General features: G+C 43.0%; 29 protein-coding genes and 1 pseudogene. 8 read left to right on the forward strand and 22 right to left on the reverse strand.

Annotated elements, in window-relative coordinates:
• Nucleotides 1-30 precede the first annotated feature (30 nt).
• The 3 genes from BLV33_RS12465 to BLV33_RS12475 are packed head-to-tail and all read right to left on the reverse strand — an operon-like array spanning nucleotide 31 to nucleotide 2,826.
• Complete coding sequence (locus BLV33_RS12465; protein WP_090791652.1) at nucleotides 31-693, reverse strand: GGDEF domain-containing protein; 663 nt, start codon at nucleotides 691-693, stop codon at nucleotides 31-33.
• A 24-nt stretch (nucleotides 694-717) separates the two neighbouring features.
• The gene (locus tag BLV33_RS12470) at nucleotides 718-1,227 is read right to left on the reverse strand and encodes a methyl-accepting chemotaxis protein (RefSeq protein WP_090791656.1); all 510 of its coding nucleotides are present in this window, start codon (nucleotides 1,225-1,227) and stop codon (nucleotides 718-720) included.
• A gap of 6 nt (nucleotides 1,228-1,233) precedes the next feature.
• The gene (locus BLV33_RS12475; RefSeq protein ID WP_090791660.1) at nucleotides 1,234-2,826 is read right to left on the reverse strand and encodes a methyl-accepting chemotaxis protein; all 1,593 of its coding nucleotides are present in this window, start codon (nucleotides 2,824-2,826) and stop codon (nucleotides 1,234-1,236) included.
• A gap of 188 nt (nucleotides 2,827-3,014) precedes the next feature.
• Between BLV33_RS12475 and BLV33_RS12480 the strand changes: the two genes are divergently transcribed.
• Together BLV33_RS12480 and BLV33_RS12485 are read left to right on the forward strand one after the other, a co-directional pair.
• Nucleotides 3,015-3,443, forward strand: a complete 429-nt coding sequence (locus BLV33_RS12480; protein ID WP_090791663.1) for a MerR family transcriptional regulator — start codon at nucleotides 3,015-3,017, stop codon at nucleotides 3,441-3,443.
• On the forward strand, nucleotides 3,440-4,051 hold the full coding sequence (locus BLV33_RS12485) for an NADPH-dependent F420 reductase (RefSeq protein WP_090791668.1): 612 nt from the start codon (nucleotides 3,440-3,442) through the stop codon (nucleotides 4,049-4,051). Before BLV33_RS12480 ends, BLV33_RS12485 begins: the two co-directional genes overlap by 4 nt.
• A gap of 72 nt (nucleotides 4,052-4,123) precedes the next feature.
• Here BLV33_RS12485 and BLV33_RS12490 read toward each other — a convergent pair whose 3' ends face one another.
• Together BLV33_RS12490 and BLV33_RS12495 are read right to left on the reverse strand one after the other, a co-directional pair.
• Nucleotides 4,124-4,717: a TetR/AcrR family transcriptional regulator gene (locus BLV33_RS12490; RefSeq protein ID WP_090791672.1), complete on the reverse strand. Its 594-nt coding sequence runs from the start codon at nucleotides 4,715-4,717 to the stop codon at nucleotides 4,124-4,126.
• A gap of 31 nt (nucleotides 4,718-4,748) precedes the next feature.
• The gene (locus tag BLV33_RS12495; RefSeq protein WP_171909128.1) at nucleotides 4,749-5,597 is read right to left on the reverse strand and encodes an alpha/beta fold hydrolase; all 849 of its coding nucleotides are present in this window, start codon (nucleotides 5,595-5,597) and stop codon (nucleotides 4,749-4,751) included.
• Nucleotides 5,598-5,825: 228 nt separating this feature from the next.
• Here BLV33_RS12495 and BLV33_RS12500 point away from each other — a divergent pair, with 228 nt between their 5' ends.
• From BLV33_RS12500 to BLV33_RS12515, 4 genes are all read left to right on the forward strand, one after another.
• Entirely contained in the window at nucleotides 5,826-6,704 is an 879-nt protein-coding gene (locus tag BLV33_RS12500; protein ID WP_090791678.1) for a D-alanyl-D-alanine carboxypeptidase family protein, read from the forward strand.
• 14 nt (nucleotides 6,705-6,718) lie between these two features.
• Nucleotides 6,719-7,408: a response regulator transcription factor gene (locus BLV33_RS12505; protein ID WP_090791682.1), complete on the forward strand. Its 690-nt coding sequence runs from the start codon at nucleotides 6,719-6,721 to the stop codon at nucleotides 7,406-7,408.
• On the forward strand, nucleotides 7,401-8,498 hold the full coding sequence (locus BLV33_RS12510) for a sensor histidine kinase (protein ID WP_090791686.1): 1,098 nt from the start codon (nucleotides 7,401-7,403) through the stop codon (nucleotides 8,496-8,498). The genes BLV33_RS12505 and BLV33_RS12510 overlap by 8 nt, the downstream gene beginning before the upstream one ends.
• Nucleotides 8,499-8,673: 175 nt before the next feature.
• Nucleotides 8,674-9,171, forward strand: coding sequence for an RNA polymerase sigma factor (locus tag BLV33_RS12515; protein WP_171909129.1), 498 nt, complete (start codon nucleotides 8,674-8,676; stop codon nucleotides 9,169-9,171).
• Between the two features lie 41 nt (nucleotides 9,172-9,212).
• Here the strand turns inward: BLV33_RS12515 and BLV33_RS12520 are convergent, their stop codons facing one another.
• From BLV33_RS12520 to BLV33_RS12535, 3 genes and pseudogenes are all read right to left on the reverse strand, one after another.
• Nucleotides 9,213-9,920: a DUF421 domain-containing protein gene (locus BLV33_RS12520; protein WP_090791694.1), complete on the reverse strand. Its 708-nt coding sequence runs from the start codon at nucleotides 9,918-9,920 to the stop codon at nucleotides 9,213-9,215.
• A gap of 73 nt (nucleotides 9,921-9,993) precedes the next feature.
• A pseudogene (locus tag BLV33_RS12525) lies at nucleotides 9,994-10,286 on the reverse strand (hypothetical protein).
• A gap of 507 nt (nucleotides 10,287-10,793) precedes the next feature.
• Nucleotides 10,794-11,282: a DinB family protein gene (locus BLV33_RS12535; protein WP_090791703.1), complete on the reverse strand. Its 489-nt coding sequence runs from the start codon at nucleotides 11,280-11,282 to the stop codon at nucleotides 10,794-10,796.
• Nucleotides 11,283-11,791: 509 nt separating this feature from the next.
• Here BLV33_RS12535 and BLV33_RS12540 point away from each other — a divergent pair.
• Together BLV33_RS12540 and BLV33_RS12545 are read left to right on the forward strand one after the other, a co-directional pair.
• Complete coding sequence (locus tag BLV33_RS12540) at nucleotides 11,792-12,943, forward strand: glycosyltransferase family 4 protein (protein WP_090791708.1); 1,152 nt, start codon at nucleotides 11,792-11,794, stop codon at nucleotides 12,941-12,943.
• Nucleotides 12,944-12,962: 19 nt separating this feature from the next.
• Complete coding sequence (locus BLV33_RS12545; RefSeq protein ID WP_090791711.1) at nucleotides 12,963-14,306, forward strand: UDP-glucose dehydrogenase family protein; 1,344 nt, start codon at nucleotides 12,963-12,965, stop codon at nucleotides 14,304-14,306.
• Nucleotides 14,307-14,438: 132 nt separating this feature from the next.
• On the opposite strand, the gene BLV33_RS29330 is transcribed toward BLV33_RS12545, so the two are convergent.
• From BLV33_RS29330 to BLV33_RS12605, 14 genes are all read right to left on the reverse strand, one after another.
• On the reverse strand, nucleotides 14,439-14,588 hold the full coding sequence (locus BLV33_RS29330; RefSeq protein ID WP_171909130.1) for a hypothetical protein: 150 nt from the start codon (nucleotides 14,586-14,588) through the stop codon (nucleotides 14,439-14,441).
• A 15-nt stretch (nucleotides 14,589-14,603) separates the two neighbouring features.
• Complete coding sequence (locus tag BLV33_RS12550) at nucleotides 14,604-15,422, reverse strand: hypothetical protein (RefSeq protein WP_090791715.1); 819 nt, start codon at nucleotides 15,420-15,422, stop codon at nucleotides 14,604-14,606.
• 109 nt (nucleotides 15,423-15,531) lie between these two features.
• Nucleotides 15,532-15,696, reverse strand: a complete 165-nt coding sequence (locus tag BLV33_RS29335) for a hypothetical protein (protein WP_171909131.1) — start codon at nucleotides 15,694-15,696, stop codon at nucleotides 15,532-15,534.
• Between the two features lie 241 nt (nucleotides 15,697-15,937).
• On the reverse strand, nucleotides 15,938-17,167 hold the full coding sequence (locus BLV33_RS12555; RefSeq protein WP_090791718.1) for an IS701 family transposase: 1,230 nt from the start codon (nucleotides 17,165-17,167) through the stop codon (nucleotides 15,938-15,940).
• Nucleotides 17,168-17,355: 188 nt separating this feature from the next.
• Nucleotides 17,356-18,225: an aldo/keto reductase gene (locus BLV33_RS12560; RefSeq protein ID WP_090791722.1), complete on the reverse strand. Its 870-nt coding sequence runs from the start codon at nucleotides 18,223-18,225 to the stop codon at nucleotides 17,356-17,358.
• Between the two features lie 130 nt (nucleotides 18,226-18,355).
• Nucleotides 18,356-18,697: a DoxX family protein gene (locus BLV33_RS12565; RefSeq protein ID WP_090791726.1), complete on the reverse strand. Its 342-nt coding sequence runs from the start codon at nucleotides 18,695-18,697 to the stop codon at nucleotides 18,356-18,358.
• A 164-nt stretch (nucleotides 18,698-18,861) separates the two neighbouring features.
• Nucleotides 18,862-19,305 carry an RrF2 family transcriptional regulator gene (locus tag BLV33_RS12570; RefSeq protein ID WP_090791728.1) on the reverse strand — a complete coding sequence of 148 codons (444 nt, stop codon included), beginning with the start codon at nucleotides 19,303-19,305 and terminating at the stop codon, nucleotides 18,862-18,864.
• A gap of 121 nt (nucleotides 19,306-19,426) precedes the next feature.
• Nucleotides 19,427-20,071, reverse strand: coding sequence for a formylglycine-generating enzyme family protein (locus BLV33_RS12575; protein ID WP_090798893.1), 645 nt, complete (start codon nucleotides 20,069-20,071; stop codon nucleotides 19,427-19,429).
• A 54-nt stretch (nucleotides 20,072-20,125) separates the two neighbouring features.
• Nucleotides 20,126-20,782 (reverse strand): TetR/AcrR family transcriptional regulator, encoded by a 657-nt coding sequence (locus tag BLV33_RS12580; protein ID WP_090791732.1) that lies wholly within the window; start codon nucleotides 20,780-20,782, stop codon nucleotides 20,126-20,128.
• Between the two features lie 386 nt (nucleotides 20,783-21,168).
• Nucleotides 21,169-21,471, reverse strand: a complete 303-nt coding sequence (locus tag BLV33_RS12585; protein WP_090791736.1) for a hypothetical protein — start codon at nucleotides 21,469-21,471, stop codon at nucleotides 21,169-21,171.
• Between the two features lie 19 nt (nucleotides 21,472-21,490).
• A complete protein-coding gene (locus BLV33_RS12590; RefSeq protein ID WP_090791739.1) occupies nucleotides 21,491-21,859 on the reverse strand; it encodes a hypothetical protein in 369 nt (122 codons plus the stop codon).
• Nucleotides 21,860-22,567 carry a nuclease-related domain-containing protein gene (locus tag BLV33_RS12595; protein WP_090791741.1) on the reverse strand — a complete coding sequence of 236 codons (708 nt, stop codon included), beginning with the start codon at nucleotides 22,565-22,567 and terminating at the stop codon, nucleotides 21,860-21,862.
• A gap of 108 nt (nucleotides 22,568-22,675) precedes the next feature.
• Nucleotides 22,676-24,154: an oligosaccharide flippase family protein gene (locus BLV33_RS12600; RefSeq protein ID WP_090791744.1), complete on the reverse strand. Its 1,479-nt coding sequence runs from the start codon at nucleotides 24,152-24,154 to the stop codon at nucleotides 22,676-22,678.
• 26 nt (nucleotides 24,155-24,180) lie between these two features.
• Nucleotides 24,181-25,050, reverse strand: coding sequence for a hypothetical protein (locus BLV33_RS12605; RefSeq protein ID WP_090791747.1), 870 nt, complete (start codon nucleotides 25,048-25,050; stop codon nucleotides 24,181-24,183).
• Between the last annotated feature and the right edge of the window lie 52 nt (nucleotides 25,051-25,102).

Raw genomic sequence — 25,102 nt, forward strand, 5'->3', positions numbered from 1 at the left:
ATTCAACTCTAACAAAATGAAGTTCTAGCCTTAATTTGAAATAAATTTCAACTGATTTTTGTTATCGGATTTCAATATATACATACCTTGATCCGCCGCATGAAGTAAATCATCTAATGTTTGAGCCTCATTGGGATACGTGGCCGTTCCAATAGAAACAGAAATTGCTATATCTAGCTCTTGAGATGATAGCTTTAATTCGTTTTGGATAAGACTAATCGTCTTTGCTTTATTGCGATCATCAGAAAGAGGGGAAAGGATCAAAAATTCATCTCCTGCCCAACGGACAACTATGTCCCTTTTTTGTGAATGAAGTGTTAATACGTTTGCAATCCGTTGCAAAACCCGATCACCGATTTCATGCCCGCGGGTGTCATTGATTATTTTAAAGTCATCCACATCAATAAAATATACTATCAACTTCTCCTGTTTTCGATCCACTGAAGCAATGAGCTTAGGAAAGGTATACAGCAGGAATCTTCTGTTGTACAGGTTGGTCAGAACATCCCTCTCCGATAAAAACTTCAATTTATCATACTGTGTTCCCAGCAGCCAACTTGCAAACACCAGAATAACCCCAATTAACGGAAACTGAAGAGATGGATAATTATAATAAAGACTGCCATATGTTCTTATGGCAAGAATCAATATGACAACTACCGATATAATAACGATTCTTCCTGAATATTTCATCTAAGTTCTCCACTGCCAGTTTAGTTAAATGGCAAATTTACCGATTTGTTCACGCAAAGTTTGTGACATCCGGTTAAGTGCATTAGCCTGTTCCGCAAGCTCTTCCATATCGGATAATTGTGCCGAAGATGTCTCGGAAATGGATTGAAATTGATCAAATGAGATTTTGGTGATTTTGGCGATTTCCGAAATGGTCGCCGCGGCCTCTTCCGAGCTGGCAGCCATTTGTTCGGAAGCCGCAGATATATCCTGAATCTGATCCGCAATTTCCTGAGACGATTGAATAATGCGCTGGAACGATTCGCTTGATTCCTGTACAACGGTTCGTCCAATCTGAACGTCGTTAACTACATTGTCCATCGATTTAACAGATTGCAGGCTGGTCTCCTGGATTTGCTGAATCAAAGCCGTTATATCTTCGGCAGATAGAGCCGATTGCTCAGCCAATTTTCTGGTCTCGTTGGCTACGACAGTAAATCCGCGTCCATGCTCCCCAACCCTAGACGCTTCAATCGATGCGTTTAAGGCGAGCATATTTGTTTACGAAGCGATGCGTTTAATGACCCCGACAATCTGATGGATTTGCTGTGAAAATTCATGCAATCGTTGAACCGTTCCTGCAGTATGATTAACAGAATCTTGTATGGATTCCATCTGATGAATGACTTTACCTGCGGCCAGTCGGCCTTCCAAGGCGTTCTGTGAAGATTCGATTGAAGCATTGGAAGCGACGGATGAGGAATCAGCAATACGCTGAATGCCGATAGTCATATCATTCATTGCTCTGGAACCGTCTTCCGTGGCACTGATTTGCATTTCAGCGCCTTTTACCGTATCTTGCATCAATAAAGCCAGATATTGATTCGCTTTCGCTGTTTGATCGGCGATGGAAACGATCTTGTCCGAGGTTGCGTTTACCTGATCCGCTGTTTGCTTGCTGGAATATATGATTTGCTTGACGGCATCCACCATCGTATTAAATGATATAGCCGCGTCCTTCATTTCGTCTTTGGTATGGATCGGAATACGGGTCAACAAATTGCCTTTGGCTACTTCGGAGGCCGAACCGCTTATGGCTCTGATCGCATTCATAATTGATAAATAAAAAGCGGAAAAAACATATAATACGATGAGAAAGACGGCGAGCACAAAGCCTATCACGAAATACTTGATGTCCTCGTAATGATGCATTCTATCGATTAAAAGTTTGTCTAATTGGGAGGATTCCTTCTCATACAGGGAATGGTTGTCTTCCACTGCTGTCGTTGCACTTCGAGAATATCCGTCGTTACCTCCCTGAATGGAATTGGCGGAAACATATGTATGGTTAAGCTCATCCGTAAATTTAACAAAGGAAGTGTTAAGCTTTTGGAACGGATCTATTAATTCAGGCTTAAGCGACGGATTTTTATCGTAAATAACCTGGGCTCCATAATTGACAGCGTCAAAGGCGGTTTTTATGGTTGCCGTTTTATAGATCAGCATGGTTAGTTCTTCTTTACTGATCGATTTCCGGCTGTCAATCCCCTTGCCTAACTCTCTAAGCTGGCTGATTTCCTCCACTAATGCCGGCAGCCGGATCAGAGTAGCATCCATGAGATAATAGCTGTCCAAGTCCGGATCGAGTATCAGGTTTGATTTGTCTCCTACATGAGAGATGAGAGCTAAACAATCCGAAATGATCGCCGTATGTAAATCAAAGCTTGTCTTTTCATTTAAGCTTGCTGATTTCGATTTTAAATCAGACCATTTCCCCTTGATCTCGGGCCATGTCATTGAAGTGTCAAACTGATTATTCAGCTGTTGTTCCAGGGCATTCACTTGTTCCATGTCCTGATCAACCTTGCTTTGTACAGTTTTTATCTGATTTTTTGCCGCAGCATCACCGCTCAGGGCCAAATAGGAAACCCGCCGATCTTCCTGAAGGCTGGTCAACACTTTGTTGATTGCGTTGTTGTACTGTAAGCCTAAACGTTCCTTGTCGGCAACAATGATCCCCTTGTTCAATTCTACGATGAGAAAATAAAGAGTGACCGCTATAGGAAGTATGATCAACAATCCTACGACAACAAATTTTTTGGAGTATTTCAAGCTATTCAAAAAGACAAGGCAAGGATAAAAAATTTTTTGCATGAATAAGTCTAACCCCTCTCCAAACTGCAGTCATCGAGCGTTCAAAAAAATTGTCGGATTATGTAAAATCATCTTGTTACTATACCACAAAAAGCACTGTTTTTACAGAGTTTAGTGCATAAAATTCAGGTGTTGACTTGGAGTCGACTCCAGAGTTTAGAATATAGACAGAGAGGTGGTGATGAACAATGTATACAATCCGGCAAGTTGCCGAGCTTACAGGTTTTAGTCCCGATACCCTGAGATATTATGAAAAGATCGGTTTGTTAAAGTCTCCCCAAAGAGGATCCGGCGGGGTACGTACTTATAGCGACGACGACGTTCATCAAGTGACATCTGTAAATTGTCTAAAGAAAACCGGATTATCTTTAGATGATATTAAAGAGTTTATTCAGGAAGGGCAATGTTTTCACAATTCTTCATCCATGTTGGATCCGGACGATATTCAAACGATATCGAGTCGAAGCCAAATTCTTTCAGAGCATTTGAACACCATGGAGAATCAACGTCGAGAACTGGACGACATTATTAATCAAACTAGAGTGAAGTTAAATTATTACAATGACATTTTGAATGGGACTATAAAATTAGAAGAAGTGAAGGAGAATTCAAAATGAAAATTGCTTCTATTGGTTCAGGAAATATGGGTGGAACATTGGGGAGTGTGTGGGCTGCACACGGACATCAAGTGATGTTCGGCTCGCGCGACCCGCAAAGCGATAAATTGCGATCCTTGCTGCAAGCAGCCGGGATGAACGCTCAAGCAGGAACGGTGCAGGATGCAATTGCCTTTGGTGAGGTTATTCTTCTGGCCGTGCTACCTACCGAGGTTGAACGGGTCCTGGAAGAAGCGGGGGATCTAAATAATAAGATCCTCATCAATTGTACTAACCGCTATGATGGAAAATCGGCAGATATGGAAGTACTTCGATTAGCCCAAAATGCCCGTGTTGTCCGAGCTTTTAACACACTTCCCTGGGAAGTACTGGCGAACCCTCAATTTGGCTCAAGCAACGCAACTTCGTTTATGAGCGGAGATGATTCCGAGGCCAAGGATGTGGTCGCCCAGTTATCTCGTGATATCGGCCTTGATCCCGTGGACGTTGGCGGTTCAGCAAACATGGAGAAGATTGAAGCAGCTATGGGTACATTATGGGGCATACTTTCTCCCAAGTATGGTCGTGATTACAGTATGCGCATATTGAGACGAGAAACAGACAAATAGGTGCTGAACTAATCGGAACATATAGTTGAAAAAAGGCAGCTGCGGCTGCCTTTTATTCCCATCAGGATGAATTTACTTGGTGACAAGCCGCATGACCATGTCGACTTCTGGAATCCGATATTCGCCGCCCTCATTTGCATTCACAACCATGACACCCGAAAGAATCGATAAGTAGCTCGAGATCAACTCCCCCAAATCGCCTGCCACGATCTCGCCTGCTTGCTGACCTTCCGCAAATATAGGCATCAATAGATCGACATAAGCCTTCATGGAGTACTGGGAGAAAAGCTCTTTCACCTCACCCGGCACACCTTCCGATGTACGTGCTTGATAAATCAACAAGAAATAATACTTGCCCTCTTCCTTAAGGATAGCTTCGGTCAAAAGTCTAATTTTTTCAAGCGGGGAAATAGGCACATTCTGAAGACTTTTTGTAGTAGTATAGGATATTTCCATTGCTTCCTGCGCAAGGGCGATGAAAGCCTCATCTTTCGACTTGAAATAGTGGTAGAAAAGCCCCAGACTCACGCCCGCCTCCGCGGCGATCATGCTGATTTTCGTCCCGAGGATCCCCCGCTGAGCAAAGACCTTAAGTGCTGCTCTATTGATCTGTTCTTTTCGTTCATCTCGAATCTGGTGCAGTTGATCTTTATTTAAAGGCGACAATGGTGGTTCACTCCCATGTTTTTGTAGAAGCTTAACTTAGAAAATGTTGTTTTACTTGCTGTCCCACCACTGCAGGCGAATATTGATTATCTGGAGCAAAATGGCTTAAATTCGGGAGTACTATTGTCTTCGTGTTTGGCATGGTCTGATCCAGCACTCTCATCGTGTTTCGCTCTGACTCCGGACTTTTCCCGCCTGCAATTAATAGCGTATCTGCATAAATGGAGCTGTAATTACTAAATGTGGAATCCAGAAGTCCTATTTCTTTGTGCTCGTTCATGCTTTCTGGCAATAATCTTTCCTTGTGCTTCCAATGGTCTTTACGCAACATTATACGAAGGATTAGCTTCAAATACCATATAGGTATCAGCTTTATTGATTTTACTGGTCCTAAAGCTCTTACAAAAATAGCGAAAGCCCCGTAAGTGTCATTTTTATTAAGTGCTTTCTCATAGTTAGGCAGCCAAGTTGTCGGTATTGACCCCTCAATGGAAACACCGGGCTCATAGAGGGCTATTTTCGTAAAAAGGTTGTTCATTCTTGCCGTTTCCAAGGCAACAAGCCCTCCAAAGCTATGACCAAAGAGAAAGGCAGCTCCCGTTGCTTCTTGCACAACTGTAAGATCTTCACATTCTTTGCGGATGGAATACTCGTTTCCTTGGGGTCCGCTCATTCCTCGTCCTCGTCGATCGATCACATGAACAGTAAATGAGTCTGCTAATTCTTGTGCAAAATTTGTAAAATCATCAGAGCTGCTAAGCGCCCCATGAAGGACAATCACACCAGGTCCCTGCCCAGTACTTTTGTAGCCAATGACCGTACCATCCTTTGATATAACCGTTGAATGAGTAATTGAAGTTGCGATTTCCCTATGGGACATATGCATTCCACCTTAAATTTTATTATTGAACGAATCATTCAATCAAAAACATCGTATAAGATATTTTGCTATCTGTCAATCACATTTTAATCTTAGAACTTCAGAACAGTCCAAACCCTTAAGAAATTCTTATGGAATTTTTACAAAATTATTTAATCCGTCATGGTACCCTCATTTCAGACGCGAGTTCATGGTGCGATTTGACTGACGTGTGGAGGGTATTGGAAGATGAAGATGGGAAGATGGGGCGTCCTGCTGATTATCGCGGGGGTCGCAGGTTGCTTTTTTATGCAGCACGGCAATTCGGCTTCGAGTAAGCCGAAGGTGGACGCGCGCGCGGCGATTTTGATGGATTCGAATACGGCCGTCGTCTATTACGAATCCAATGCGGATGAACCCTTGGCCCCGGCCAGCATGTCCAAGATGATGACCGAACTGCTGATATTGGAGGATGTGCATTCCGGCAAACGAAAATGGACCGAATCCGTTAACATCAGCTCTTATGCCGCTAATGTTTCGGGTTCGAAGATCGGCATAAAACCCAAAGATACATTTACTTTGCGTGAATTGTTCGAGGCGATGGTTGTGCATTCCGCGAACGACGCTGCTATCGCTTTGGCCGAATATGTGAGCGAAAGTGAAAGCAAATTCGTGCTGCGTATGAATCAAGAGTCTAAAAGGATCGGATTATCGTCAAAAACCGTTTTTGCCAACTCGACGGGGTTGTCGGCTAGCGATATTATAGGATTTAAGACAGCTGCAGCCGTTGGAGACACAGTGATGACCGCGCGGGACATCGCCAAGCTGGCTTCGTATCTCGTTTCTTCCTACCCGGAAGTTTTAGACATCACCAGACTGCCGGAAGTGAAATTATCGCACAATAACATTACGCTGCAAGCGACGAATTTGATGCTGCCGGGAGAACGATATGCTTATTTCGGCAATGACGGCTTAAAGACAGGCTATACGGATGAAGCCGGATACTGTTTTACGGGAACGGCAATGCGGGACGGAAGGCGTTTGATCTCGGTTGTGATGGGTACTTCGGCTCCGGAAGCGCGCTTTAAAGAAACAGAGAAGCTTTTCGAATACGCTTTTGGCAAATGAGAGGAGATCCTGGGATGAAAACCATATTGGTCGTGGATGACGATAAGGAAATAGCCAATTTGATTTCGATTTATTTGCAAAATGAAGGCTTTCAAATTCTGCTGGCGCATGACGGGCACGAGGCGTTGAGGCTTCTGGAGGATAATCAAATCAGCCTGATCATTCTCGATATCATGATGCCGGGAATTGACGGGATGGAAGTATGCCGGAAAGTGCGGGAGAGCTCAGCTATTCCCATTCTCATGTGCAGTGCGAAAACGCAGGACATGGACAAAGTGCTCGGATTAATGACCGGCGCAGACGATTACATGATCAAACCCTTCAATCCTCTGGAATTGACCGCGAGAGTGAAATCGCTTATCCGCCGATCGTTTCAATACAATACGGAGCTTAAATTGGAAACGGACCAGACATTGAAAATACATTCGATCGAAATCAGCAAGATGAACCATAAAGTAAGCTCAGGCGGCCGGGATATTCAGCTTACAAGCAGGGAATTCGATATCCTTTATCTTTTGGCCTCTCATCCTGGAAGAGTATTCGGCGCGGAAGAGCTTTTTCAACTGGTCTGGCAGGAAAAATATTTCGTTTCCAATAATACAGTGATGGTACATATCAGCAACCTGCGCGACAAATTGGAAAAGGAGCTGGGCTACAAGCTAATCCAGACGGTATGGGGAGTAGGTTATAAAATTGATGCGTAATCCGTTTCAAGGAATTCGTTGGAAGATGGTTTGGCTGTTTTTCCTGAGTGCCTTATTGACAATAGGAACCATTTACCTGCTGCAGCAGATCGTGAGATCGCTTATATATACTTCCCCTGTTTTTGGTACCTACGCGCATTTGGTACAGCGGCTGAATTATTATGTGGGTTTTCCTGTTGTCCCAAGTGCCGCGGCAGTGATACTTTTTGTTTTCTATATCATGCTCGTCAGCTATGGCACCGTGCGCTATTTAGAGCAAATCACGGACGTGGTAAGAAGGATGTCCGGTGGAGATCTGGACAGGCACGTCCCCGTCCAATCGGACGATGAGCTGGGCAAATTGGCGGCTAATGTCAATCAAATGGCAGCACAGTTAAAAAAGTCAATGGAGGAAGAGCGGCTCGCTGTACAAGCCAAGAATGAATTGATCACGAATGTCTCCCATGATTTGCGTACGCCTCTTACCTCCATCATCGGATACTTGCGATTAATAGAAGAGGACCGTTATAAAGATGAAGTTGAGCTTAGGTATTATACCAACATCGTTTACGAGAAATCCCGAAGATTGGTGCGGATGGTGAACGATTTATTCGAGTACACGAAGATTAGCTATGGGGAGAACGTGCTGAAACGTTCAAATATCAATCTGAACGAGCTCATCGGTCAGCTCGCGGCGGATTTTTCCCCGCAATTGGCGGAGGCGGACATGGAAATCAGGCTGTCGTTTCAGCAGGAGAAAGTGATCATTGAGGCAGACGGCGACATGTTGATGCGAGCCTTGGAAAATCTTTTATCCAATGCAATTAAATACGGCAAACATGGAAGGCACATCGATGTGGATGTCCAACTGGCTACAGACAGCGTTCATATACGGATCATAAATTACGGACAGTCAATTCCGCTTGCCGATCTACCTCAGATTTTCGACCGATTCTACCGTGTGGAAAAGTCCCGTTCGGAGGAAACGGGCGGGTCTGGAATTGGGCTTGCCATCGTAAAGAGCATTATCGAGCTGCATCAAGGCTCGATCGCAGTCTCCAGCACCGAACGACAGACCGTGTTTGAAATCACGTTGCCCTTGATAACATAAACATGCAAGATGATCCGCTCTGAAGAAATTCAGGGCGGTTTTTAATTCCTTCGGATTTTCTTAAGGTTTCTTAAGAAATTTTTTCAAGAATCTAAATAAGCGGAAGCTAAGATAGGTACTAGCAAGAAGCTGCTAATTGAATCAGCCTATCTGAATGCGAAATGGGGAGAGCCTTTTGGAACAAGAGAAACTGTTGGAAGCATGGATTGAAGCGCACACAAAGTCTCTGCTGAATCTTGCCTTCACGTATGTGCGTGACTGGGCCGCTGCAGAAGACCGGGTGCAAGATGTATTTATTAAGGCCTTTCGGGCGAAGGACACATGGATATACATACGTGAGCCTTATTCCTGGCTTGCAAGAATCGTCATTAACGAATGTATATCATTTTATAGAAAAATGCGGCATGAAACTACATTAGATTCCCTGCCCGATCTGGTGCAGGAGAGCGCGGAGGACGTATATTTGAGGTCTGAAGCCCGCCGGGAAATTCATGACGCGGTGCGAGCCCTTCCGGCACGGATGTCCGGACCCATGACTCTTTTCTATTTCCGTGGTTTGTCCGTAGATCATGTCTCCAAGGTTCTTGCCGTCAAGGCCGTAACGGTGAGAACGAGACTGATGCGCGGCAGGCAGCGTTTACGCGATGAAATATACTCAAGAGCGCTTTACTAGTAAATACAAACTACGTTCAGGAATGGGAAAGCTATTGCGGGCTATTTTTTTGGATTCGAGTAGACCCGCACGTTCTCGTTTTCGTCAACGGTCGCTAATATCACATCGCGGATATTCGGGTAAGCAGGGGCTATCTTGTTTTCAAGCCATATTGGGTCTTTTCCGATTTCTTTAAGAAGCGACATATCGATTTTTCCTTCAAAGATGATCGGCCTTGTGAGGGTAAACGGTCGGGTCTCAAGCTTCATATCTGCGGGAGTAAGCGGTTGGTATGGAGTATTCATGAATACGGATATGGTTCCTCCTGGTTCCCATACTGCAAGGGATACTTTTTGTATATCCTCCACTTTTTGTTTTCGAAGCTCAGAAAATAAAAAATCAATAGAGATTCTTGCAATAGATAAGTTGTGAAATTGGATTTGTCCGTTTCTAATGAGATGGATCGGCGGCGGATCGAGATATCGTCTGAATAACGGCCATTTTAGGCTCAGCCACGTCGCTGAGACATATAACAGGATTAGAACAGTTGTGGTGATCATTGAGCCTTTTAAGCCCAATTTCTCATCTGAAAGTGGATGGGCTAATATATTGCCGAGGGTCAGAGCAATAATGAAATCGAGGAATCTTAATTGAGAGATGGAGCGCTGTCCCATCAGTTTGGCTGCAAGCAGTAAAAATACAAAGCTAACGATGCTTCTTAAGATCCATTCGAAGATTGTCAACGATTCACGACTTCCGAAAAAATCCAATCCCTTCACATCCCAAAAAAATCCGAATTAAAAAATAAGTTCCCCCATTATTAATGGAATTATTTCTTATTTCTCATTTTGCCTTCTGCTTTTTTATATTCTCAGCAGCTCTGAATTTTACTATCCTGCTAATTAATTCAAAGGCAATGGCTTATCTATAGGAAATTGAACGGACCCTTTTGCTCCTTTATATTCACTAGATTTCCATGCAACTCAAAAGTAGGCATTTGATAGCTTATCTTTTCCCTGCGTCGGTACTGACTCTTGTATGACTTTTCTTAACATTCTAAGTGTGTCCTGAACTTTAGGCGGAAATGTTAAAATATATTCATCGATAGATTCAAAAGTATTTTTATTACCTTCCATGATTAATCCTTCCTCCCGAAATATTCTTACCACATACTCCAAAGTTGCAATTTCATCTAATTATATAAAGAAAATTTTTCCATTCGTCGACAGTTATATCAAATCCATCTAGAAGCATCTCATGATTAACAAAGAAATTAAGATTCTTATCCATGCGGTTTCCGAGATCTTTTGGTATCTTGGCATAGGTACGCAGAGGAATCGAGACTGAGCGTGCAAATTTTAACATAGCTACTTGGTGGCCGAACCTGAAACCCGTCCTGTAAACGCCTGAGAAAAAACGCAGCCACTTCTTGCTATCGGGAAGCACCCGCAAAACAGGTGGTTCGTGTGCGACTATTGCCTTGATAATACATGCCCCGATTTCGCAACTACAAGTTCGCTCATCATAGAATTTCACCTTTATCTATGGATTTGTTAAAAATAACTATGCTTCCACATGAGTGGAATTGGAAAGATAATAATCAAAGAAAAAAACGGCATCTCTGCCGTTTCGTTTTCCGATTGCTATCTCTCATCGGCGCTCGGGCCGTAGGTGGAAGGAACCGGGACCTCAAGCAGTCGGAGATAAACCGTAAGCTGCCCCCGATGATGGTACCAATGATTGAGCATTAATGTACGCACCATTTCGATTCGGGGCACCTCATAGATCGTAATGCCTTCACGGGTGAGCTTCCATGGCTCCATCAGTCCGGTTTCTCCCCATGCGAGGAGCTTGTTTTCAGCCAAAAGCATGTATTTATCAAACGCGGAAAGGATCTCGTTCAACGATGTTGCCTCAGGGAGAGGAACTATCGGGACTTCGCGTGACCGTTCATCCAAAAACTCAGCCAGGCCTCCGGGTACGCCCGCGGTATGCAAAGCAAGCTGACCTAACGACATCGACTTTTGATGCGGCTTCCAGGAAAGCTTGTCTGTAGGCACCCTTTCGAGCACTCTCCGGGTCGATTCCGCTTCCCGTTTTAGCTCTGCGATCAAACTTTCTGAAAAATTCATATGGTCTCCTCCTATATGATGGATCACGCTAACAATATATCATTATAAATTCCAAGAAATTTCTTTTGGATTGCTAAGTTTAGAAAGTTTGAATCTAGCCGCCAGTTCGCCTTACCGTTGGATCGATATCTAAGGGTTAATGAGGATAAACTCACAAACAATAAGCTAAGCCTCATATTTTATAGAATAATCTTAATTTGACTTGCCATAGTGATCGAAAACTCAGTATTAGTGAACCCAACTTTTCCAATAGGGACATTTGGCTCACTGTAGCACGCTGGACAAAAGAATTGGGAAAAATAATGACTTTAGAGTCATTAAACCTGAGGTTAACCTTATTAAATATTAACGTGTAGGATAATATCCTGTTTTCAAAGCATAGGCCCAATTGGCGCCATCTTTTGGTAATAATTTAATTTATAGTTGATATTCCTTTGACAATGGATTAATAAAACCGAGGTACAGTAGAAGTATCAGATAAAGTCAAGGAATGTCAAGGGAGGGGTTCTATGCGGATTGCTCTATTTTCAGACACCTTTTGGCCTCAAGTAAATGGCGTTGCCTTAACGCTAAAAAGGTTTACCGAGCATCTCGAAAAACGTCACATATCCTTTCGCACGTTTGTCCCCAAAATCAACGAGGAGGATTTATTTACCAACAATATTCAATGTTTTGCCAGTCTTCCCTTGCTGATTTACCCTGAATGCCGAATCGCGCTGCCCAACTATTTTACCATCTACAAACAGCTTCAACAATTTCAACCGGACCTGATTCATATCGCCACCCCCTTCAATATCGGACTATGCGGTCTTTACTACGCGAGAAAGTATGGTGTTCCTCACGTAGCTTCTTACCATACCCATTTTGATCGCTATCTCCAATATTACCACCTTCAATTTGCCTCCTCCTTATTCTGGCGCTATATCCGCTGGTTCCACCAATCTTGCCTGGCTACCTTTGTTCCATCCCATGAAACAGCCGAAGAGATGAACCAGCAGGGAATACAAGGACTGGACCTGTGGAAACGCGGAATTGATTGCAACCTGTTTAATCCAGATAAAAAGAACAAGGCCATTCGTGAAAAGTATAACTTTAACGAACGTTACATGCTGCTATATGTAGGCCGGCTAGCGCCCGAAAAGGACCTGGATATCATGATTGACGTTATGAAAAGGATGCCTGATGCCCTTCGCAGCCAAATCCGCTGGTTCTTCGTGGGTGAAGGCCCTATGTTAAAACAGCTGCAAGCCGAGGCGCCTTCCAATGCAACTTTTACCGGATATCTTAGCGGGGAGCCGCTCGCCGAGCTGTATGCATCAGCGGACCTGTTCGTTTTCCCCTCAAGCACCGAAACTTTCGGCAATGTCGTATTGGAGTCCCTCGCATCGGGCACACCCGTCATCGGTGCCAGAGCCGGCGGAGTTCAGGAGATCATACAGAACGGCAAAACAGGACTGCTGTGTCCTCCCCGCGACCCGGATGCTTTCATTCGTGCCATTGTCAACATGCTGGAACGGCCTGAGAGGTTAACCGATTTCGGTCATGAAGGCAGGGCGTATGCTTCAACGCAATCTTGGGAAACCATTTTTGACGATCTCCTGCTCAAATACGAACGGATTCTGAGTTCTACAGCCTCAAGACGAAACACATTTTCCGCTTAATATTGAGGAGGATAAAACGATGAGAGTTGCAGTTATTGGAACAGGTTATGTCGGTTTAGTCACTGGAGCTGGATTGGCTCAATTAGGCCATTCTGTCATTTGTGCAGATATCTCTGCTGAGAAAATTGCTACTCTTACATCAGGAGGACTGCCGATTTGGGAGCTAGGTCTGTATGAACTCCTGCAAGAAGTGAAAGACCTTGATCAAATACGCTTTACTACCGATGTAGGATCTGCCATTCGTGAATCCGATATATTGATCATTTCCGTTGGTACTCCGTTTGGTCCTAAAGGCGAGGCCGATTTAACGCAATTCTGGTCTGTCATTAACCAAACTGCACTTCACATTCACAGCACCGAAGAGAAATTTATTGTGATCAAAAGTACTGTCCCTGTTGGCACAAGCGATCAGGTGGAACAGCAGATGCGCTCCCTTATTCCAGCCAATCCGAACATTAATATTATCCATAACCCCGAGTTTCTCCGGCAGGGTAACGCTATTCATGATTTTTTCCACCCTGACCGCATTGTGGCGGGATGCAATACCGAAAAAGCCCGAAATGTGATAACTGAACTGTACGAAGGTCTGTCCGCACCCATCCTGTTCAGCGACCGCCGCAGCTCGGAAATGATCAAATACGCATCCAATGCCTTCCTGGCCATGAAAATATCTTATATCAACATGATCGCTGATTTTTGCGAAGAAACGGACGCCCATGTCGATGTTGTCGCCAAGGGGATGGGGATGGATCGGAGGATCGGAGATTCTTTTCTTCAAGCCGGAATTGGATACGGCGGGTCTTGTTTCCCAAAGGATATAAAGGCGTTTCAAGATCTGGGGAACCGTCTGGGAGTCTCGATGCCGCTTCTGGATTCTACGGAAGCCATTAATCAAAACCGACCGCGCACTCTTCTATATAAATTGAGGCAAGTCTTGGGATCGCTGCGAGGAACCCGCATCGCGCTGCTCGGTCTTTGCTTTAAACCAATGACCGATGACATTCGGGAAGCGCCTTCGCTGACCATTAGCCGCATGTGTATGGAACACGGAGCAACCGTGCATGGCTACGACCCTCTTCTTAAACAATACCCTCTGCCTGGTGTAATCTTGCACCGTGATTTGTACGATGCGATAGATTCCTGCGATGCAATGATCATTTTGACGGAGTGGGAACAATTTCGCAATCTGGATTGGAGTAAGGTCAGTCGTAAGCTGCGCGGTCGATTGATTATCGACGGAAGAAACATGTTCGCATGGGAAGACATGCAGCTGACTTCCCAAGTGTATGATTTAACATACCTGTCCATTGGAAGACCTCCTATCTATGCAAAAACCGCATCACCTTCCGCATCGGCTCTATAATTGTAAAGAAAATGGAGTGCTGGTTGAGATCAGCACTCCATTTTTGCACCACAACAAAAAAACCATCCGCCGCGTGCGGATGGTGATTGACCTTCTCTTATCATTCACAAATATATTGAGATTAAATTTATATTAGTTCGCTTTCACCTTACCGACGATGGTCGATGTACCATATACCGCAATAGTGGAGGCAGCAGATTTACGCTGATTCATCTTGCTTTGGGAAGCTTGTCCTTTCTGTTGAACAGCGCCCACTTTTTTGGATGATTTCGTTCCGAACATATCCATCCCCTCCTTCTACTCATATTTTACTACAATTTCCACAAGCTTGTCCACATGGCCAAGCATCGTTGCCAGATAAGTACTTTGCTCAAACTCTGACCAATTTTCTTCAATTTTCACTCCCGATTTGGTGATAGCCACAAACAGCCCAAGTCGAAGCTTTCCAATGTTGCGGATCAGGATGACTGTTTCCGCATCCCCTCTGGGTCGCTGACGTTTGAATTCGATCCACTTGGTATGAGTGGTCAGCTTCTCCTCCAGCATGAATTTGGCTGCATCTTCATCCCAGCTTTTCTGCTGTGCGCTAAGACCAACCGTTTTACCAAACCCGAAATTGGTAAAAATCACACCCTTTTCGTCGTTTGGATCCGGACGGATGGCGATGGCTCGGAAATCCCCTGCGTTTAGTCCGTAAATCTCCCGCATCCGGTCGATAATCCGTTCGTATAATTGCTTTACGACAAGTCTCGTATCGGCCTCTTCCGTCTTTTCTTCCTCCAACGCTTGAATCGTGGCAGCCATTTCTTGATGAAAAAGTACCCTTGGCGGCATGACATACTCTTCTTGGACAAACCACTTGTACCGGAACCATCGAATCAGCGCAAAGATCAGATAAAACATCGAAACGTACGTCCAGAACCAGAAACTGAACAGAAACCATTTAGGCCAGTCTTTTGTCGGTGCTAAACCGACGACCCATTTGAATGGCTCGCTCAAATAAGGATTCAAGTCTGGCAACGCTTTGAAGAAAATCGTTTTCAATTGCCCAATTGCCCAAAGCCCCCAGACGTACGTCCATGTGTTTTTTGGCGCCTCTTTAGAAAGGCGTACCATCCGTTCCTTCGTAGTAATTGGTCATCCCCTTCTTTCCCTATGGGTAAAACATACCACTAAATTTACCATTTCTTCAAGCGTATAAATAAAAAAACGCCCTCTTGGGCGCTCATATCTTTTGCTTGCCGGTTAAAGTGGTCGTTCCCAAAACCGCTTTTTGAATCGGTTTGTCTAGCCGAATTTTAGATTCCTCATATCTTGTGCCATCCGGCAAGGACCTATCTCTTTGAGTCACCTCCAGTCGGCCAACTGCTTCTTTCTTTTTTCCGGACATCACAATACCACCTCCTCACATTCTATTCTGCGATAAAAGGGTTCAGTCTTAACCAACACCCAAAATTTTCTAAAATAACGCCAAGTGTAATGCTGATTGAATTCAGCACTCCACTTTTCTAATTTAAGCATGAAAAAACCCCCCGATGATGGGAGGTGAGTAGTCAATAACTTAAATGTTGCGAATTCGCTCTCAAAGAACGAAAATGAGCAGACCTATAGCAGGTGTCGGTAACAGCAGATTAGGCGGGTATCTTGAGATGCTTAAGGATGTCGAATAACGGTTTCTTCTCAAGAGCTTGCTGATACACGTAAACGATGATTTGCCCAAAATACGCCTGCCGAATTCGGTACACCACATCTCCAAGCGTGAGATGAATGTCGTTCTTCATCCAGTCCTGTCGCTGTGATTCTAAAAAGTTCTGCGTAAGAAACTGGATCGCCCAAAATCGCTGAATGCCTTCAAATGAGAGCAACTGATATTGGTCAAAACCTAGCAGTTCTTTGAAATAGCGATAGCCGGTTTCGATATTCCAGCGCACGTGATAATAGCGCTGGATCGTAACGAGATCCAGGCTCAAGTCCGTGCACAGAAGACAAACCTGAGGTTTGCTCGAATCGGCGTATTCATCTTTCCAAGATAGCAAAGCTTTGACATTTTCCATTTCGCTTAACGGACCTTCATATTCATAAATCCAGTACGTTCCCTGACTTTCCACCGTAACGGAGCGGAGGTCAGACTTGCGAAGGTACTGGACAGCGAAATCAGCCATAGAAATCGTTACGCCGCTGACGCAGATAAGCCGGTTCGTCTTTACAGCGGCGATGACATGAAATCCCTTGCGATTGCAGGCATTAATAACCTTTTCACTGGTATACCAGCTGTCCATGAGAACGTAAACCTGCTCATCCTGTGTAGCTGGGAATGCTTCGATCATTTCAAGGGCAAGATCGTTCTTACTTTTGAATGACAGGCGATGTTCATCGCAATACTCTTCACGGTAATAAGGACGGAAATCCCAGGCATAGGAATGGCCCTCGCTTACCACGTGAGAAGTGACAACGCAATGACACCAGACTGACTTTCCAGATTCGTGTGAGTATTGAAAGCTAAGAGCCTCCATTTTCTTCGTCGAGGTTTCCTTCTTACAGCAAGTGTCATCCACGATGAAAAATACAAGACGCCTTAAATCACCATTCTTCATACGCTTTGTCTGGATTTTCTCCATAATAAATTGCATTCGTCTGCGCTGCATACGATTGACGCACCAAGGCGCATGATTCAGAAAATTGGTGATGCTGCTCAGATGACAATCTTGTCTGGCAGCGTTTCGAATTTGCGTAATATTTTTACGTCCGGCACAAAGAATGATACCATGAACGAGCGTAAACAAGTGATTCCGTTGGGGTTTAGAAAACTCCAATTTGAGAGCTAAAATGAACTTGACGATAGGCAAGTAGAGGGATACCATGTTAGTGGGACATCTCCTTTTTATGGAAATTGTGGCGTCGTAACCAACAATTTCTTCTTTAAGGTCAGATGTCCTCCTTCCAATTAATCATTCGACGAAGCTTCTAAAATCCTGCCTTTAAAAGGGATTTGTCGACAACAAGATTTTTGCAACACTCAAGTCAATAACTTTAAATTCGGATATTTCGTTTACTTGATAAAAATTTTCATTAATTTATTTAAAAATGGATTAATGATAAAACCAGTAGGACTAATTGAATACCTTTTACCTGTATTTAGTTGGTTAATTTTTTCCATATCTTCACTAGTTAATTCAAAGTCGAATAGCTGACTATTTTCTTTAATTCTTTTTGGATTTGATGATTTTGGAATAATAATAATTCCCCGTTGTAGATGCCAACGTAAAATAACTTGAGCCACCGTTTTATGATGATGATGGGCAATTTTTTTTAATTCCGGATTTTCCAATAACGCTTTATTTCCTTGACCTAATGGTCCCCAGGCCTCATGCAGAATCTGGTGCTTAATGAGATAGTCATGCAAGTCATTTTGCGGAAACTCGGGATGAGTCTCAATCTGATTAATCATGGGTGGAATCTTGGAGTGTTTCATTAAGTCTTCAAGGTGCTGAATCTCAAAATTCGCAACTCCAATCACTTTGATTTTCCCTTCCATATATAACTCTTCCATAGCTTGCCATGTTTCCAGATAATAAGGCGAGGCAAAATGGATGAGGTACATATCAAGATACTCTACATTCAGCTTTTTGCAAGTTTGTTCAAAGGCTCTCTTGGCAGCTTCATAACCATGATCGGTATTCCATACTTTAGAAGTAATAAAAAATTCCTCTCGAGGTATCTGACTTTTTTGAATCTCTATTCCTAAAATCTTCTCATTTCCATAAATTTTAGCGGTATCAAAATGGCGATAACCAATCCGGATAGCCTCCCTAATCGCCGTTTCAAATTGTTCCTTTTTAGTTAGTTTGAACACCCCTAAACCTAATTGGGGGATTTTAACGCCATTACTCGCTTCAATTACCTTATCCTCTAAGCTCATTTGAAGACTCCCTTTCTTTTAAGGAAAGCTGCTTACTTTTCTAAATATACAATAACGCAGCTTCAATCAAAAATAAAGGAGACACCATCCACTTGCGCGGATTAATGTCTCCGATGATTCTATAACATTATTAACGGATGAAAAAGACGATGAAAGATATGATAGCTAACACCAGGATCGGGATCGTTTCTTTGAACGAGTCCTTGTTTCGAATGTGCACAATGATGCCGCCGATGGAAGTAATCCCAAGGATGAGCGAACCAACCGCCGTCCAGTTCTTATCCCAATAGCCTACAATTAATGCCGCTGCACCAACGAATTCAACGATACCCGTCACAACACGAAACCATTGCGGGTAGCCCCATTTCTTAAAATTCTCAACATGCATTTTGGAACCTGATAATTTGCCCACACCCGCCATCAAAAACATAAGAGCCAGTAAACTTTGCAAAACGATCGCTAAAATGGCCATCTCGATAATCCCCTTTAATATGAGTTAGTTACTGCTTGCAGATCATTCTGTGCTTTAATCAGGCACATTATATCTTAAAATAAAAATGCAGCCGTAACTGCAACTCCCTAAAGCACATTATAATCGTTTACTGGATGTTTGACTAGTATCCGGCTAAAAAAATATTACTTGAAAAATTCGACACGTTTCATTACATCCGTTATCGTATACTTCTGCAAATATTCAATCGTACGCTGCTCGGCTTCCTGGAGAATTCTTTCCAATTCCGCATCCATTTGTGCGCCAGCTTCACCAACTTCTCCACAATCAACGTCGGCCTCAGATTGAATAGCGACGTTATTCACAGCCGTGTAGATCTCGCCTAACGTAATTTGATCATGATGCTTCCGCAATATATAACCGCCCTCTCGTCCTCCCTTTGATTCAACAAGACCTGAGGATGTCAAGGTTTGCATCACTCTGCGCAAAAAAGTCGCATGCGAATCAACTTGACTGGCTATCATCGCGCTAGATAAAATACCGCCGTTACTAGCTAACCAAATTATGGCATGAACGGCTATTTTGAAACGAGGAGGACCGATGTTAACTCCACGATTTGCAGTGCTCATTGATGTTCACTCCTTTGTAAAAGCTTCATCTTATTCAGCGTGACTCAATAAGCACATTATAGAGCGCAAAATATTTATATACAAGTCGATTATCCTATTTCACAAAGTCAATTGGAAGAGGTTACAGGGACCTAGCAAGACGAAAGCCGAGATCATCAATTCGAAACGCAGGGTGACTGCGGCGGCGGCACGTCGACCCACAGCCCCTAGCCTCTTCCGCCCAGCTGCCACCGCGGAAAATTCTGTAGGAATCGTATACGTTCACATCGTATAAATCCCAACACCACTCCCAAATATTTCCTAACATATCATAGAGCCCCCATGCATTCGGCAGCTTTTTACCTGCCTCATGGACCATGCCCTCAGAGTTGCCATGATACCAAGCTATTTCATCAAGCTCGCCGTACCGATAACCAACCGTTCCTGCTTTACACGCATACTGCCATTCCGCTTCTGTTGGAAGACGATAGCCATCCGCATCCCAGTTACAGACGACTCTCTCACCATCATCAATTACCGAGTAATATTCCTTTAGACCCGTTAACTGAGAAAGCAAATTACAAAATGAGATCGCATCATTCCATGAGACATTCACAACCGGAACCTGAGATTCGTCATTAGGTCCAACTGTCTTTTGCACAATAGAGAAATATAACTCTTTCGTAACAGGAACCGGTGCAAGCAAAAAAGAATTCACCTGGACCGTCCATGTATTCTTTATTCGATCGTCTCTTAATTCAATTTCACCAGCAGGAATTTTCACCATTGGATACTCAGCATGACTACGCCGTGCTTTTGACACCTATCTTCCTCCCGTCCTCTACCTTAAATCGGTAAACCTTCTCACATAATCCGCACAAATGTATCGGTTATCTTTGCCATTTATTGGCGGAATGTTCGCTACTCTAAAGAAGCTTAGACCTACTACCATGGCTAGCAGCCCATATGCAGCGCTTTGGGAATCCTCTACAGACATATCCCCCATCTTATTACCGTAATCAAAAATCTTTGCTATGCCATGGAGATCAGCCATATAGCTCTTGGATACTACTTCCTGCAAATTGCGATCCAACACGGCTTTTGAGAAAAACTGCAGAAAGAGCCTTGCTTGATCCTCATGCGGGATAAACATCTTTTCAATTCCATCAAGCTGCGAAACATTAATCCTCTTCCCCGTGTCATCACGGTATGGCGGTAGTATATGTTTCAACGTAACGTCAATCATTTCCCCGGCTTTCATTGTGTTTTCAATTTCTGATTGTATCTTTAGACCATAGTAGGCCAAGAACGACTTGAAGGCTTCGATCGTCAGGTTATCCTTATTCTTAAAATAATAAGTGACAACTCCCTTGGAGCAGTCTGCATACTCAGCAACCTTATCCAGAGTCATGCCATCAATCCCGTGAATGCTAATGCAGGTTAATGTGGCGTTTATGACATCTGCTCGGCGCCTTGGTTCCATTCCTAATTTGGGCATTATTTCACCTTATCCAATATTTTTTTATACTGATCGGTCAGAATAAAAAAAGTGTACACAATGATTGCCCATGTTGTCAAATGAGGAGGCGTTCGCCCTGGAACAGTTTACCATACAAAAAAACCACGCCTTTATTGGTGTGGTTGGTTGGTTTCATATGAATGTTAGTCCAAAGGCTAATGAGGATAAACTCACTAATAATAAGCCAAGTCTCAGTATTTTCAGCATCATCTTAGAATGAATTGAAATAGTGAACGAAAACTCAGTACTAGTGAACCAAACTTCTCCAATAAGTACATTTGGTTTACTGTAGCATGCTGCACAAAATAATTGGGTGAAAATAGTGACTTTGGAGTCATTAAACTTGAGTTTAACCTTATTAAATATTAATGGTTATACGTATTGGAAATCGCTTCGCCTGAGACTTTGTGATAAATACCCAAGGTACTGCTTACCATCTTATCGTTAGACCATTTGTCCCTACCCCATCTGCTGCTATTCATCTCGATATGACGACGCAGTGTCCGGTCTGCCAGAATCTGCCGTATACTTCGATAAAGAGGCTTGAATTTGCGTGCGGGCACAAGCATTCCCGTTTCCCTGTGCTCAATCATTTCCGGAATTCCTCCGAGATTCGATGTTTTCTCTTGGCGTTGTCTTATATCATTTTGTCTTAGGTTGTAGTTCACTCATATAGAACCTCCCCAATTAATCAAATGGCTTACCCGTCAATTTTTGGATAATGTTGCAAAACTTTTCCCATTCGTTTGGATATGCATTACTCCCTGACTTTTCTATAATTCTATCATCGAGTTCTATCTTCAGACTCCAATGTGTTCCATCAAGTATATTAAGATTGTTATAATTTTTTTCCCAATTTAATATTCTGCAATTGTTAATGCCATAAATAAATGTATTCATACTTTCTGTATCTGCTTGCTTTACATATTCTGATACCTTATAAAGCCCTTCGCTCCAAATAACTTTTCCATTCAAGAGGTCGACTTCTACATTATAGCTTGAACCAAAATATCCCCAAACAGATGCTTCAATCCGCTTAATGTTTTCGTAATCCATCTAACAAATTTCCCCTCCGACGCTCTTTTGCTTTTTATTACTTGCCTTCTCAACATGTTCATTTCTAATTTTCGGATCCATAATATTCGCTTTGACTAACAAATTGTAAATATGAATAATATCTTCATTTTTTAAAAAAGGTTCAGGATTTTCGGCTGATAAACGAATAAGCTTCCTACTAATAAACTCAGTTAACTCAACATCATAAATGATTAGTTCATTAGAGGATATCTGTCTCAACTCTGGATCAATACTAAATCGGCACCTCATCGTAAATGAAATCATAGAGATGAAGTTTAACTTCTTATAAGATTGAGTAATACTTTCAATCGCCTTCATATGACCATAATTCTGCCTTAGTGGATTAAACATTGTAAACCTATTATTGACCAGCCAATTCTTGTCGTCTCTCTTTCCTTTAATCTCGCCGCTGTAATTTTTAGTTTCAATAACAAATAATCCATATGGTGAAATAACCAGATGATCGATCTGAGAATAACCCGTTCTTGATTTCGGATTTGATACGAGAAGGTCGCTCAGATACTTACAATCCTTCGGCAATTGATCGAGTTGAATATTAATTTTATATTCACCCAATTCGCCGATACGTGTAGATTCAACTTTTTTAGGTTGTTTGGATGATTTTTGGGGAGATGATGTGGGGGCAATTGGGGGTTTTTTTAACATCGCGAGTATTTTTTTGAACATCATTAGCCTCCAGCTAATCATAGAATGATGTAAACTTATTCCACAATCTAACTGGAAATCCCTTTTTCCGACACTAATTTCCATAGTCTCGATTTCGCTTGGTTGTTCTCACATGGATTCATTAATTGGCGATGCCAGAGTGTTCTCTGCTCTCGTCTCTATAAATAAAGTCAGGACTATCAAGCAAAGAACGCCTACAAGAACAAAGCTTGTAAAAAATGCCCCTGTAAATCGACCCACTTCCATAAAAAAACCCATGACAAGACTGGGAATCAAAGGCTCTCCATAAGCTTTCCACCAATCGAGAGTGAAATTTTCCAAATAAAAAAACCAGATCATGCTGATTGCAGACATTGCCCATCCGCCCGTATAAATCCATACCGCTAATACAGGATTGCTGGCGGCAATAAGAGGAACAAGGGTAATCACAAAAATACCCGCCACGATCATAACCCAGAAATTCGCTTTGGTTTTGCCAATCCCCGCCAAGATATTACCGCCTAATCGGCCAACTGACGAGAAGAAGACCCCTAATGCCAACAACCGGATATAAGCCGCCGAGTCTCCACTTGTATAGCTGTCACCAAATAAAAATCCATTAATTTGATTAGGAAATAAACAAATCACAACGGTTAGAGGATACAATATCAAGTTGTTATAACGAATACACAATGTACCCCGCCGTTTGCATTCCATGAGATCCCGAGAGCTCGCCGCAACAAAAGGAAAGGTGACAATCATAAACGCCCATGTGATAATCCCGATAAAACCCGTTATGCGGATAGCGTTGGATACATGCCCAACGGCAATGACGGAGCTTGTGCCAATAATCATGACCAAAAAAGGCTGTTGAAAAGCCTTGGCGATATTTCCAGCCCAAAGGGGGATTCCATACTGCAGCATCTTCCCTAACTCAGGAATAGAAACGCTTCCTCGCCACTTGGGATGATGCACTCTTTCCACTTTCCAAGAAATGAATAGAGCTGCTAAGATAGCACCGACCCCCATCCATATGGATACTCCCCACAGGAAGCCTTCATCACCTGCAGGCCATAATACTCCTATTACAGTACCCGCTGTGGAGAATGTCGTTGCAGTAACCATAAAAAATGCCTGCGTGCCAAAATTACGATTACCGGAAAAGGAGGACACCCCGATATTAATGATCGAATTGAACACTAACATAATCGAGCTTAGGATTAAAGCGCCTTTTAGAGAGGGTAACGCATAGGTTCGAGCTAATAACGGGGCCAATACAGCAAGCAGGATACTGATTATCACTCCAAAAAATACGCTGCCCAGCATGGCCAAACGAAACTTATTTTCAATCGCATCCTTCGGGTTAGTAGAAAAAGTATAAACCAAGGAAGAGTTGAATCCCAAATTAAGAAAAAGGGTAACCATGCCGAAAACCTGCAGTAAAAGATTCACTTCACCAAATTGGATGGGATCATTCAATAGGCGCGCCACTACGATGCTTCCCACCGTTTGCAGCAGTTGATTAATAAAGAGACCGAGTACGATAATAGAGAAACTACGCATGAGAAAACGTTGATTGTCATTAAAATGCATTTTATTTTTCGTCATACGGCATCACCTCTGCACCAAAACCACTATTTTGATATAAAGCAGTACTCTCTACGCCATTCAATAGTCTCTCCGGGATCAACTTTAATTTTTATAAACAATTCTGGACTTACTACATGTGACCGTCCCCAAAGAGCGAATCTAACCAAAGGCATATTTACGCTTTCTTTTATTGCGACACCACTTGGTTCATGTGTTAATACCCAAGAAGGATTACTTAATTCAGGACAATCCTCCCGAAAATAGAAGGCTTCATGTGGTTCCGACAACCAACGAAGAGTATCACCGCTTAGCTTAAATATCTTAGGAAGCGAGGATGAAACCTGAAATGGCAATTGTAATCGGTATGCCGGTCCTAGTGTTGACCCATTAATATTAACAAAATTGTGGTTATATTCGTCGGTTTCTAGCGTTTTACTACCAATATTGATCAGTTGATAATCTATTCTCAACATATTTTCTTCAATAGAAATTGTTTTTTTCAATCGGGCTTCGTAACCCCGACAGGCCAGTGAGTCCGATTCAAACGTAATGCTGTAATTAGTTTGCGTGATTTCAATTGGGAATGGGTTAACCGAATAATTCCTAAAGAAGTTATATTCCGCTTCATCGGGCTTGCTTAGTAAACCAACACCGAGCTTGGGGAAAGTTTCTCCGGGAAGACAGTCGTGGTATCCAATCGGCTGATTCATGCCAAACTCATTACAGAGCCCAAAACCACCCGTTCCCTCACCAGAAATCAATGATTCAGCGGATGTGAAAGTGTGTTCACCATCCAACGTCACTTTCGTGATCCATCCGCTCCAATCAAATCTGGAACCCTGATATATTTCACCAGGGCGCGCCACTTCAACATTTATACGCCTATTGCTCAGAGTGATAGTGCGTTTTGACATGATGGATCAATCTCCCCTTAGTTTTGTCTTATTATACCATGTATTTCAATCC

Origin of the sequence: Paenibacillus sp. GP183, assembly GCF_900104695.1 — a bacterium.
In the GTDB taxonomy this organism is placed as follows: Bacteria; Bacillota; Bacilli; order Paenibacillales; family NBRC-103111; genus Paenibacillus_AI.